We start from the raw sequence: 11,564 nt of genomic DNA, 5'->3' as shown, positions 1-11,564 counted from the left end.
GTTTCGGCGGCCATAGCGTGAGGGAAACGCCCGGTCACATTCCGAACCCGGAAGCTAAGCCTCACAGCGCCGATGGTACTGCAGGGGGGACCCTGTGGGAGAGTAGGACACCGCCGGACTTCTTTCGATCGAAAGCCCCGACCAATGCTGGTCGGGGCTTTCGTGGTTTCCGGGCATATTCGTGAGAACCTGCGTTCTCCGATGAGCTGGTCGGCACCGCTCTCGGGGCGGAAGGACCGCCCATCGTGGCTCAGATCGACGTGCAGAACGTCTCGTTCACCCTCCTCGACGGGACCCCGCTTCTCGAGGCCGCGGCGCGAGAGTTCGAGGACGCCGAGAACGCGCTCAGCGAGTCCGACGATCTCGATGGGCAGATGCGCTACGCCGAGGCGATCGCCGATTACGCGGATGCCGGCGGGTACGAATACGAGACCGTGTGGGACACCTGCACGACGGCGGCCCTTCCCAATCCACCCTGGTCGGGTCTGCTGATCCTGTCGATGAGAACGCAGCGACATCGCAGCCACCCAACCGACCGCCCGGGAAGCCGGGGCACGTCGCATGGCCTGTGCTGCGGGCATGTCGAGTGGGTCGTCCCGGGGCGACGCAGGAGCGCCGACGCGACGTGCTGAGAGGTGGTTCTCAGGCATGGCGATCGGTCAGGAACGGCGTCGCTCCCTGCGCAGGAGGGAGCGCAGAGTCTCGGCGTTCGCGTAGCCGACCCGTAGCGCGATCTCGGCGGAGGTGAGGTCCGTGGTTGCTGAGAGGTGCCGAGCTCGTTCGATGCGAAGCCGTTGGACGAAGCCGAGCGGAGTGAGGTTGAGCGCCGCACGGACTCGTCGTTCGAGGGTGCGCCGGCTGGTGCCGAGCGACTGCGCGACGAAGGCGACGTTGAACGGTTCGTCCAGGCGGGCGCGCACGAAGCGTTCGAACTCGACGATGATCGGGTCCTCGTGCCGGAGATGATCGTAGGCGACGAAGGCCGCCTGCGACGGGCGCTCGTCGATGATGAGGAGCTTGGCGACATGTCGGGCCAGGTCGGGGCTGATCGATCGCACGAGTGAGAGCGCGAGGTCGATGTGGGCGAAGGCGGCGCCGGCGGTGACGAGGTTCCCGTCGGCCACGACCATGGTGTCGAGATCGAGGGCGACGGTCGGATAGCGCTTCAGGAACTCCGGCCCCAGGAACCAGCTGGTCGTCGCCCGCCGATGATGCATCCGTCCGGTCTCGGCGACGGCGAACACGCCGGTGCACGCCGCGGCGATCCGGGTGGTCGCCTCGTCGAGGCGCCCGAGCGAGGCGATGACCGAACGAGCATCTCGGCTCTGCAGGACGTCGTTGGTAGCGGCAGCCGTAAGGGTTCCAAGCGCAGGTACGACGACCACGTCGAACTCTCCGGACTCCGACAGCGGTTGGTCCACCGACAGGGTCATCGATGCCGTCGTGGTCACTCGCCGTTTCGGTCCGAGGATGGCGAGTTCGATCGGGTCGATCCGCGGGTCGACATCGCCGCGAGCTCCATCGGCCACCCGCACGATGTCGATGATCGACGCGATGGCCGAACCGAAGCAGCCGTCGATCGCGATCAGTCCGATACTCATGACGTAAACAGTAGCAATCCTGCCGTATACGCCACTGCCGGCCGGCCCTTGCCCGTCATACGCTGAACTCGTCCCACGAAGAACCCCGACTGCAAGGAGAGTCCCTCATGTCCACACCCGCATCACTTCCGTATGCCTTCGTCGCCAAGATCGTCGCGGCGGATGGACAGCACGACGCGGTCGCCGATCTGCTCGCCGGCGCTGTCGCACTCGCCAACGAAGAAGTAGGAACGGTTGTCTGGTTCGCGGTCAGGACCCACGCCGACACCTTCTGGATCTTCGATGCATTCCCCGACGAGGCCGCTCGCGATGCCCACGCCAACGGCGCCATCGTCGCAGCCCTGATGGCCAACAAGCACCTCCTCGGCGCAGCACCCGAGATCCTGGCGGCCGACGTCCTCGCGTCCAAGCTCCCGTAGTCCGCCAACGCACGATCCGATCGCGCCCCGCCGAGCCGTCGGACCCGACCAGGTCGCGACACAACGCCCCGCCGCGTTGCGGAGCGGTGCGAGGCCTACCGGCACACGGACAGGATGCCGGCCGCGAGCGCTCAGCCGGCGAAGGTCCCGTCACGGAGGAGAGCGACGCCGTGCCCGCTGAGCAGGCGGGGCGCGCGTCGGGCCCCGACGGTAGGCTGGGACGGTGACCATGGAAATCGAGCTCGGCCGCGCCAAGCGCGCGCGTCGCGCGTACGCCTTCGACGACATCGCCGTCGTGCCCTCGCGGCGCACGCGCAACCCCGAGGACGTCTCGACCACCTGGTCGATCGATGCCTACAGCTTCGGCATCCCGGTCCTCGGGGCGCCGATGGACTCGGTGATGAGCCCGCGCACGGCGATCATGCTCGGTCAGCTCGGCGGCCTCGGTGTGCTCGACCTCGAAGGGCTGTGGACCCGGTACGACGACCCGGAGCCGCTGCTCGCCGAGATCGCCGCGCTCCCCGCGGACGGCGCGACCCGTCGGATGCAGGAGCTCTACTCCGCGCCGATCAAGCCCGAGCTGGTCCGCGACCGCCTCGCCGAGATCCGCGCCGCCGGCGTGACGGTGGCCGGCGCGCTCACCCCGCAGCGCACGCAGGATCTGTACGAGACCGTCGTCGCCGCCGGCGTCGACCTGTTCGTCATCCGCGGCACCACGGTCTCGGCCGAGCACGTGTCCAGCGTCGACGAGCCACTCAACCTCAAGAAGTTCATCTACGACCTCGACGTCCCGGTCATCGTGGGCGGTGCGGCGACCTACACGGCCGCGCTCCACCTCATGCGGACCGGCGCCGCCGGCGTCCTCGTCGGGTTCGGCGGGGGAGCGGCATCCACCACTCGCGCCACCCTCGGCCTGCACGCGCCGATGGCCACCGCGGTCGCCGACGTCGCCGGCGCGCGCCGCGACTACCTCGACGAGTCGGGCGGGCGCTACGTGCACGTCATCGCCGACGGCGGTGTCGGCACGTCGGGAGACATCGTCAAGGCCCTCGCCATGGGCGCCGACGCCGTCATGCTCGGCGTCGCGCTCGCGCGCGCGACCGACGCCCCCGGCCGCGGCTTCCACTGGGGACCCGAGGCGCACCACGCCAAGCTGCCGCGCGGCACCCGCGTCGAGGTCGGTCAGGTCTCGCCGTTGGAAGAGATCCTCTACGGCCCGGCCCCCGTCGCCGACGGCACGGCGAACCTCATCGGTGCGCTGCGGAAGTCGATGGCGACGACCGGCTACTCGGATCTCAAGGAGTTCCAGCGCGTCGAGGTCGTCGTCGCGCCGTACGCCTCGTCCCACTGATGACCGGAACCCCCGCCGTCGACGATCTTCCCGACGTCTTCCCGCCGACGCTGCGGGAGGTCATGACCCGTCCGTTCTGGATCGGGATGCTGGGCCTCGCCCTGCTCGTGGCCGGGATCTTCGCGTGGCTCGGGCAATGGCAGCTGGGGAACGCCATCGACACCGATCCGCCGCCCGCGGGCATGACCGAGCAGGTGCGTCCGCTGGGTGAGGTCGTGGCTCCCGGCGCTTACCTGCCGGAGCCGCTCGTGGGCCAACGGGTCGAGGTGAAGGGTTCCTTCGTGGCCGGCGACTTCCGCGTCGTCACCTCCCGCTACGACGACGGCACGCCCGGATACTGGGTGGCGGGACAATTCCGCGTCGACCCGACGACCGCCGGGGTGGACGGTCCGACCTCCCTCGCAGTGGCGGTCGGGTTCACGCCTGACCGGGAGAACGCGGATGCCGCGGCATCCGCTCTGAGCGACGCGCCGCCGCAGGACGTCACGCTGACGGGACGGCTCATCTCCGACGAGGGCGCGAAGGAGCCGCCGCGGGACGCCGACCCTCTCGAGATCACCGCGATGTCTCCGGCCGCGCTGCTCTCGCAGTGGAGCGACATCGAGGGGCTCGACGTCTACCGTCCCTACCTCGTCTCCGCGGAGGCCTTCGGCGCGCTGCAGCAGATCCATGCGCCGGCCCCGACCGAGCTGTCGTCGGTGAACTGGCTCAACATCTTCTACGCCATCGAGTGGGCGGTGTTCGCGGGCTTCGCCTTCTACATGTGGTACCGACTGGCGCGCGACGCGTGGGAGAAGGAAGTCGAAGCGCTCTCCGACGACGGCGAGGGCGCCGAGCAGCCCCTGCCGCGCCCGTAGACTGGAAGCCATGCCCGTCCAGCCCAAACTCGCCACGTTCCCGGCGATCCGCGGCGCCCTGCGGTTCTACCAGATCGCATCGATCGTCACCGGTGTCGGCCTGCTTCTGCTGGTCGCCGAGATGATCCTGAAGTACACGCCGCTCCACGTCGAGCTCTTCGCCGGCGGCTCCGGTGGGCTGCTGTGGTTCGCGACGGCGATCCCCGGCCCCGACTGCCAGTGGTACTCGCTGTTCGCGCCGATGACGAACACGTGCGACATCGTCTCCACCGGAGACGGCGTCAACATCTCGCTCGCGATCCTCGTCGTGCACGGGTGGTTCTACGTCGTCTACCTCTTCGCGTGCTTCCGGGTGTGGAGCCTCATGCGGTGGCGCTTCCCGCGTTTCGTCGTGCTCGCGCTCGGCGGCATCGTGCCCCTCCTGTCCTTCTTCATGGAGGCGAAGGTCGCCCGCGAGGTCAGGGAGTACCTGGCCGAACGGGAGGCCGCCGCATCCGTCCCCCTCGAAACCCCCACGGAGACCCGGTGACAGAGCAGACCGAAACCTCCCAGCGACCCGTGCTGGTCGTCGACTTCGGCGCCCAGTACGCGCAACTGATCGCCCGTCGCGTCCGCGAGGCCGGCGTGTACAGCGAACTGGTGCCGCACACCGCGACGGCTGCGGAGATCGCCGAGAAGAACCCTGTCGGGATCATCCTCTCGGGCGGTCCCTCGTCGGTCTACGAGGAGGGAGCGCCGCAGCTGGATGCCGGTGTCTTCGACCTCGGTGTCCCGACGCTCGGCATCTGCTACGGCTTCCAGGTGATGGCCAAGACCCTCGGCGGCGAGGTCGCGAACACCGGCCTCCGCGAGTACGGGGCGACGGATGCGACGATCGTCACCGACAACGTGCTGCTCGACGGACAGCCCGTGGACCAGAACGTGTGGATGAGCCACGGCGACCAGGTCAGCGCCGCTCCCGACGGCTTCGCGGTCCTCGCGCGGACCGCGGCCACCCCCGTCGCCGCCTTCGCGAACGACGCCCGTAAACTCTACGGCGTGCAGTGGCATCCCGAGGTCAAGCACTCCGACCACGGCCAGCGCGTGCTGGAGAACTTCCTGCACAAGGCGGCGGGACTGCCCGCCGACTGGAACAGCGACAACGTCATCGCCGAGCAGGTCGAGAAGATCCGCGCGCAGGTCGGGACGGGCCGGGTCATCTCGGCGTTGTCGGGAGGCGTCGACTCGGCGGTGTCCACCGCCCTCGTGCACAAGGCTGTCGGCGACCAGCTCACCGCCGTCTTCATCGACCACGGTCTGCTCCGCAAGGGCGAGCGCGAGCAGGTCGAGAACGACTACGTCGCCTCGACCGGGGTGCGCCTGATCACCGTCGACGCACGGGAGACCTTCCTCGACGCCCTCGCCGGCGTGAGCGATCCCGAACAGAAGCGCAAGATCATCGGCCGGGAGTTCATCCGCGCCTTCGAGAAGGTCCAGTCGGACCTCATCGCCGAGGCCGCCGCGGAGGGCGACCCGATCCGGTTCCTCGTGCAGGGCACCCTGTACCCGGATGTGGTCGAGTCCGGCGGCGGTGCCGGCACGGCCAACATCAAGAGCCACCACAACGTCGGGGGGCTCCCCGAGGACCTGCAGTTCGAGCTCGTCGAGCCGTTGCGCACCCTGTTCAAGGACGAGGTCCGCGCGATCGGTCGCGAGCTGGGTCTGCCGGAGGCCATCGTCGGGCGCCAGCCCTTTCCGGGGCCCGGCCTCGGCATCCGGATCGTGGGTGAGGTCACCGCTGACCGCCTCGAGATCCTGCGTGACGCCGACGCCATCGCCCGTGCGGAGCTGACGAAGGCGGGACTGGACGGCGAGATCTGGCAGTGCCCCGTGGTGCTGCTCGCCGACGTCCGCTCGGTGGGTGTGCAGGGGGACGGGCGGACCTACGGGCATCCGATCGTCCTGCGCCCCGTCTCGAGCGAGGACGCGATGACGGCGGACTGGACCCGCCTGCCGTACGACGTGCTCTCGAAGATCAGCAACCGCATCACGAACGAGGTGCGCGAGGTCAACCGGGTGGTGCTCGACGTCACGTCGAAGCCCCCGGGGACCATCGAATGGGAGTGAATCGCGGGGGGAACCCCCGTGACGAGCTGCGTCGCCAGCCCTTGACACGGCGTATCCGGCACGGCCAGAGTGAGCCCGGGCTCCTGCCCCGGTCTGCACCGCCGTCTGAGGAGGGGGTGAGGCGTTGATCGAGCGTCCGCGTACACAGCCGTACGCGCAGTTCGTCCTGGCCATCTCGGCCCTCATCGTCGTGCTGATCCTCGGGACGATCGACAGCGCCCGCATCACCCCGCTGCTGCTCGCCGGCTTCGGTGTCATCGTTCTGAGCACGGCGGCCATGACCGCCGTCTGGCTCATCCAGCCGACCACGCACACGGAGTGGCTGGCGGCCATCCCGCTCGTGCAGATCCTCGCGTGCGTTCCCCTGCGGGACGCCGGTGTGGAGGTCCTGCCCGCGGCGGGCCTGCTGATGCTCTTCCCGCTGGGCTGGCTCGCCTTCGCCTTCCCGCCCGCCACCGTCGTGGCCGGGGTGCTGCTGACCGCTCTCGGACCGCTCATCCAGGTCATCCGGACCGGCGGATTCCGCGACGCCGCCGACGTCGTCTCGGTCGTCGCCCTGCCCATTATCGCGGGGCTCATCGCGGGGACCGTCGCCCTCATTGCCCGGGACCTCGGGCGGATGCGGGCGCACACCGAGGCCGTGTCGGACGAACTCGATCACGCGCTGCGGCTGTCGGGCCGCGACACCGCCATGCTGCGCGCCACGCTCGACGCGACCGACAACGCCGTCGCCGTCTTCGGACCGGATGGACGCCCGATCCTGCTCAACGCCGTCGCCGCCGAGATCAGCGGACGATCCGGGATCGACGAGATCGACCGGGACGGATTCCTCTCGGTCATCTGGCGCGCGGACAGCTCGATGCCCGCCGAGGCCACCTCGGCCGACTTCGTCGAGCGCGTGCGCTCGGGGGACTTCGCCGCGCCGCGGACGGTGGAGTTCGGCGGCGACCCGCGGCGCGTGCTGCAGGTCATCGTGCGTCCCGTCGTCGCCGGCGGCGAGGAGGTCGGGATCGTGATCGTCGGTCAGGACGTCACCGAGCTCGTGGGTGCCGTCGAAGTCCGCGATCGGTTCCTCAGCACCGTCGGTCACGAATTCCGCACGCCCCTCACGGTGATCCTCGGGCACACCGACATCGCCCTCATGAACGAGTCGGCCGAGACCGAACGGTGGGAAGCAGTCGAGCGGTCAGCGGAGCGCCTGCTGCGGCTCGTCGAGCGCCTCATCGCGGCCGGACAGTCGACACGCGACGTCGAGGCGCGCTCGGGAGCCTCCCACGTCGGTCCCGTCGTCAAACACGCGATCTCGGAGGTCGCGGCCCGCGCGCGGGACCGCCGTATCCACATCCAGATGGGCGCGATGCCCGACCGGGCCGCCCGCATCGCCGTCCGCGATCTCGCGTCGATCCTGGAGGAGCTCCTCCGCAACGCCGTCGAGTTCACCCCCGTGGGAGGCGGCGACGTCGTGGTCTCGGCCTACGAGGAGGGACGCGAGATCGTCGTCACCGTCGCGGACCAGGGTGTCGGGATGACCGAGCAGGAGCGCACGCACGCCTTCGACCGGTTCTACCGCGCTCCGTACGCACACGATGCCGCCATCCCCGGCACCGGCATCGGGCTCTCCAACGCCGCGTCGCTCGCCGAGGCCTACGGGGCAACCGTGGCGCTCGAGTCGCACGCCCCGCGCGGCACGGTCGCCGTCCTGCGGCTCCCTTCCTGAGCACGCGGATCGCCCGCAACGACGAAGGCCGCCCGGTTTCCCGGACGGCCTTCGTCGTGTGAGGCGGGGGTCAGTCGTTGCCCCGCAGGATGGCGATGATGCGGAGGATCTCGACGTAGAGCCAGACGACCGTGACCATGATGCCGAAGGCGCCGATCCAGCCGAACTCGCGGGGAGCGCCGTTGCGGGCACCCTGCTGCACGAGGTCGAAGTCCTGGACGAGCGAGTACGACGCCATGAGGACGACCAGCAGGCCGATGATGAGGCCGAGCGGGATGCCGAAGACCTCCTGGCTGTAGAGGCCGAAGGTGCCCTGGGTGACGCCCGTCCACATGAGGACCAGGTTGACGAGGCCGAACACCAGGTAGCTGACCATCGCGATCATGAAGATCTTGTTGGCCTTCTTGCTGACACGGACCTTGCCGCTCGCGAAGAGGGCGAGGGTCACGCCGACCACCACGAGGGTCGCGATGGTCGCCTGCAGGACGACGCCCGGCCAGATGAACTCGAAGTACGCCGAGATTCCACCGACGAACAGACCCTCAGCCGCCGCGTACGCCCAGACCAGAGCCGGGCGGACCTTCTTGCGGGACGTGAAGCTGATGACGAGCGCGAGGACGAAGCCCACGAGCGCGCCGATGATCCAGGGCATGATCGTCAGGTCGGCCGGCTCCACCTGCGTAGGCATGAGCGACCCGCCGAGGGTCCAGAACCAGCCCACGAGTGCGGTCACGAGCAGGATGCCGAACAGGCCCGCCGTCTTGACGACGGTGTCCTCGACCGTCATCCGGCCGGTGTTGGCGGAGGATGCGGTGGGGGCCGCGTACATGCCCTCGAGCTGAGCGCTCGCGGCGAGGTCGGCGGCCTGGTGCGAGGCGGCCGAGTAGTTCGTCGGCGCGGCAGGGGGAGTCAGGCCGGGACGGCGCTGATCCTCCTGGAACACCGGATTGTTGAAGGCGAAATTGCCGGACGCTGCCATTGTGTGTCTCACTCCAAAAGTCGACTCACAGCGCTGTGCTGTCGATCCAGCGTATCGGACCGTGTTTCCGCGGGTGCGGGCCCCCGCTGTGAGAGGACTATGAGGCCCCTCTGGCCGCGCTCCTGCGGCGGATCGCGTCACCCGAGCTGGGTACCCTGACCGCATGTCCGTGAACCGCCCGCTCGTCATCGGTCACCGCGGCGCGCCGGGGTACCTGCCCGAGCATTCGCGCGCCTCCTACGACCTCGCTCTCGCCGCCGGGGTGGACGCCGTCGAACCGGACGTCGTCTTCACCGCGGACCGCATCGCCGTGGTCCGGCACGAGAACGAGATCGGGTCGACGACCGACGTGGCCGACCATCCCGAGTTCGCGTCGCGTCGGACGACGAAGGTCGTCGACGGCGCGGACCTGACCGGATGGTTCACCGAGGACTTCACGTGGGACGAGCTGGCCACGCTGCGGTGCCGGGAACGGCTGCCGCACCTTCGGCCGGGGAGCGCGGCGAGCGACCGCGGTCAGCCGATCCTGCGGCTGCGCGAGCTCCTCGACCTCGTGGCTGCCGCCCCGGCGGGAGCCGGCGTCGTGCTGGAGGTGAAGCACGCGACGTACTTCGGATCGATCGGGTACGACGTCGCGGGGCTGCTCGCCGACGAACTGCGCAGCGCCGGATGGGATGTCGGGGAGCGGCCGCTGGTGATCGAATCGTTCGAGCAGCGGATCCTGCAGGAGCTGCGGGGTCGCGGCCTCCGTGCCCGCTACGTCTACCTGCTCGAGGCGGAGGGGTCCGCGTGGGACCTTCGAGCGGCGGACGGCGACGACGCGGTCACCTACGCCGACCAGCTCACCCCGGAGGGGCTCGACCGGCTCGCGGGCGAGGTGAATGGGATCAGTCTCGACAAGCGGATCGTGCTCGAGCATCCGTCCGTCGTGGCGGACGCGCACGGTCGCGGGCTCGAGGTCTACGTGTGGACGTGCCGACCGGAGAACGCGTTCCTCGACCCGCTCTTCCGCGGACCCGGCGACGACGCGACGTTCGGCGACTGGGAGGGGGAGTGGCGCCGGATCGCGGAGACCGGCGTCGACGGCGTCTTCGTCGACCACCCCGACCTCGGCGTCGCCTTCTTCGCCCACCCGGGACGCTCAGGTGACGCGCGGTAGAATGGATGCCGGTGCGCCAGCACCCCGTGTAACTACCTGATCCGTGGAGAGTCAAGGCGGCACGACGCCTCAGCTGCACGGAGGTCATGACACATGCCCCTCACCGACTCGACACCGGTGCGCGCCCCCGAACGCGACAGCCCCCTCCGGACGCTCGCCGCTTCTGTGGGTATCGGATACTTCGCCATCGCCCTGATTGCGCGACTGCCGTACGCGATGATCGTCGTCGGCGTCCTCACGATGGTCGTCGACGCTCGCGGATCGCTCGCCGTCGGCGGGTTCACCTCGGCGATGGTCGGCCTCGGCACCATCGCGACCGGCCCCCTCATCGGCGCGGCCGCCGACCGCTGGGGTCAGCGACCGGTGCTGCTGCTCGCGACGCTCGTCCAGAGCGCCGTCCTGGTGACCCTCGTCGCCGTCGCCTATGGCGACACCCCGGACGGTGTGCTCCTGGCCGTCTCGGTGCTCGCCGGGGCGACCGCCCCGCAGGTCTCGCCGATGTCGCGCGCCCGACTGGTCGGTTCCATCGGCCGGATGCGGCTCGACCGCGTCGCCCGCGGCCGACTCCAGGAGTCGACGATGGGCTACGAGTCGGCCGTCGATGAGATCGTCTTCGTCTTCGGGCCGGTCCTCGTCGGCGTCGTCGCGATCGCGGCGAGCCCCGCCGCTCCGGTGCTCGCCGCCGCCGCCCTCACCGTCGTCTTCGTCACCGCGTTCGCGCTGCACCCGACCGCGCGCACCGCGGGCCACGCCGACCAGGGTGCGGGGCGTGAGCCGGCGCGGGCCGTGCTGCGCCCCGGCATCCTCGTCGCCGCCGCCGGCACCTTCGCGACCGGACTGTTCTTCGGAGCGATGCTGACTTCGCTCACCGCCTTCGCGGACGAGGGCGGGTTCCCCGAGCAGACCGGCATCCTCTACGGGATCATGGGCATCGGCTCGGCGATCCTCGCGCTCGGGGTGGGCCTGTTGCCGCGACGCTTCGCGTTGCCGTGGCGCTGGATCGGCTTCACCGCCGTCCTGCTGATCGGTGCGGTTCTCGCCGCCGGGGCAACGGGAGCGATCTCGATGGGGTGGGCTCTCGCGGTCGCCGGCTGCGGCATCGGCCCGACGCTCGCGACGATCTACGCGCTCGCCGCCGCTCGTTCGCCGCGCGGACGCGAGGCGACGGTCATGGCCGTGCTCGGTTCGGCGGTCGTCGTCGGCCAGGCCTTCGCGAGCATGGTGGTCGGCGCGCTGGCCGAGTCCGCCGGGGCCGCGGTGGCCCTGTCGGCACCCGTCGTCGCGGTCGCGCTGCTGCTGACCTTCGGCCTGCTCAATCTGCGCGTGCGTCCGCGCGTTCCCCAGGAGGACACCTCCGCCCCCTAGGGTGAGCGGT

At 69.9% G+C, this 11,564-nt stretch carries 10 protein-coding genes, 1 rRNA gene and 1 pseudogene; 10 read left to right on the top strand and 2 right to left on the bottom strand.

What is annotated here, in order from left to right:
- Positions 1-2 precede the first annotated feature (2 nt).
- Together rrf and NH287_RS06895 are read left to right on the top strand one after the other, a co-directional pair.
- Positions 3-119 (top strand): 5S ribosomal RNA (gene rrf, locus NH287_RS06900).
- A gap of 183 nt (positions 120-302) precedes the next feature.
- A pseudogene (locus NH287_RS06895) lies at positions 303-473 on the top strand (ABC transporter ATP-binding protein); the annotation flags it as partial.
- A 186-nt stretch (positions 474-659) separates the two neighbouring features.
- Here the strand turns inward: NH287_RS06895 and NH287_RS06890 are convergent.
- Entirely contained in the window at positions 660-1,601 is a 942-nt protein-coding gene (locus NH287_RS06890; protein ID WP_253034986.1) for a GlxA family transcriptional regulator, read from the bottom strand.
- 107 nt (positions 1,602-1,708) lie between these two features.
- Between NH287_RS06890 and NH287_RS06885 the strand changes: the two genes are divergently transcribed.
- The 6 genes from NH287_RS06885 (at position 1,709) to NH287_RS06860 (ending at position 8,051) form a co-directional block, all read left to right on the top strand.
- Complete coding sequence (locus NH287_RS06885; protein ID WP_253034985.1) at positions 1,709-2,020, top strand: putative quinol monooxygenase; 312 nt, start codon at positions 1,709-1,711, stop codon at positions 2,018-2,020.
- A gap of 229 nt (positions 2,021-2,249) precedes the next feature.
- Positions 2,250-3,371, top strand: coding sequence for a GuaB3 family IMP dehydrogenase-related protein (locus NH287_RS06880; protein WP_064001230.1), 1,122 nt, complete (start codon positions 2,250-2,252; stop codon positions 3,369-3,371).
- A complete protein-coding gene (locus NH287_RS06875; protein WP_253034984.1) occupies positions 3,371-4,228 on the top strand; it encodes an SURF1 family protein in 858 nt (285 codons plus the stop codon). The genes NH287_RS06880 and NH287_RS06875 overlap by 1 nt, the downstream gene beginning before the upstream one ends.
- Before the next feature lie 10 nt (positions 4,229-4,238).
- Entirely contained in the window at positions 4,239-4,757 is a 519-nt protein-coding gene (locus NH287_RS06870) for a DUF3817 domain-containing protein (RefSeq protein WP_253034983.1), read from the top strand.
- Positions 4,754-6,334, top strand: coding sequence for a glutamine-hydrolyzing GMP synthase (gene guaA / locus NH287_RS06865; protein WP_253034982.1), 1,581 nt, complete (start codon positions 4,754-4,756; stop codon positions 6,332-6,334). Before NH287_RS06870 ends, guaA begins: the two co-directional genes overlap by 4 nt.
- Positions 6,335-6,458: 124 nt before the next feature.
- On the top strand, positions 6,459-8,051 hold the full coding sequence (locus tag NH287_RS06860; protein WP_253034981.1) for a sensor histidine kinase: 1,593 nt from the start codon (positions 6,459-6,461) through the stop codon (positions 8,049-8,051).
- A 70-nt stretch (positions 8,052-8,121) separates the two neighbouring features.
- Here NH287_RS06860 and NH287_RS06855 read toward each other — a convergent pair whose 3' ends face one another.
- Positions 8,122-9,030, bottom strand: a complete 909-nt coding sequence (locus NH287_RS06855) for a Bax inhibitor-1/YccA family protein (protein ID WP_064001235.1) — start codon at positions 9,028-9,030, stop codon at positions 8,122-8,124.
- A 163-nt stretch (positions 9,031-9,193) separates the two neighbouring features.
- On the opposite strand from NH287_RS06855, the gene NH287_RS06850 reads away from it, so the two are divergent.
- Together NH287_RS06850 and NH287_RS06845 are read left to right on the top strand one after the other, a co-directional pair.
- On the top strand, positions 9,194-10,189 hold the full coding sequence (locus tag NH287_RS06850; RefSeq protein WP_253034980.1) for a glycerophosphodiester phosphodiesterase family protein: 996 nt from the start codon (positions 9,194-9,196) through the stop codon (positions 10,187-10,189).
- Positions 10,190-10,282: 93 nt separating this feature from the next.
- The gene (locus tag NH287_RS06845; protein WP_253034979.1) at positions 10,283-11,554 is read left to right on the top strand and encodes an MFS transporter; all 1,272 of its coding nucleotides are present in this window, start codon (positions 10,283-10,285) and stop codon (positions 11,552-11,554) included.
- The last annotated feature ends 10 nt before the right edge of the window (positions 11,555-11,564 follow it).

Origin of the sequence: Microbacterium sp. CnD16-F, assembly GCF_024124465.1 — a bacterium.
Lineage (GTDB): Bacteria > Actinomycetota > Actinomycetes > Actinomycetales > Microbacteriaceae > Microbacterium > Microbacterium gawkjiense.
Note: the sequence above shows the minus strand (reverse complement) of the source record. Positions and strands in the feature narration are given on the sequence as shown.

Coding starts and splice junctions, on each gene's coding strand:
- NH287_RS06855 (WP_064001235.1), bottom strand. CDS start 9,030: ATGGCAGCGTCCGGCAATTTCGCCTTCAACAATCCGGTGTTCCAGGAG.
- NH287_RS06880 (WP_064001230.1), top strand. CDS start 2,250: ATGGAAATCGAGCTCGGCCGCGCCAAGCGCGCGCGTCGCGCGTACGCC.
- NH287_RS06850 (WP_253034980.1), top strand. CDS start 9,194: ATGTCCGTGAACCGCCCGCTCGTCATCGGTCACCGCGGCGCGCCGGGG.
- NH287_RS06845 (WP_253034979.1), top strand. CDS start 10,283: ATGCCCCTCACCGACTCGACACCGGTGCGCGCCCCCGAACGCGACAGC.
- NH287_RS06875 (WP_253034984.1), top strand. CDS start 3,371: ATGACCGGAACCCCCGCCGTCGACGATCTTCCCGACGTCTTCCCGCCG.
- NH287_RS06885 (WP_253034985.1), top strand. CDS start 1,709: ATGTCCACACCCGCATCACTTCCGTATGCCTTCGTCGCCAAGATCGTC.
- NH287_RS06890 (WP_253034986.1), bottom strand. CDS start 1,601: ATGAGTATCGGACTGATCGCGATCGACGGCTGCTTCGGTTCGGCCATC.
- NH287_RS06870 (WP_253034983.1), top strand. CDS start 4,239: ATGCCCGTCCAGCCCAAACTCGCCACGTTCCCGGCGATCCGCGGCGCC.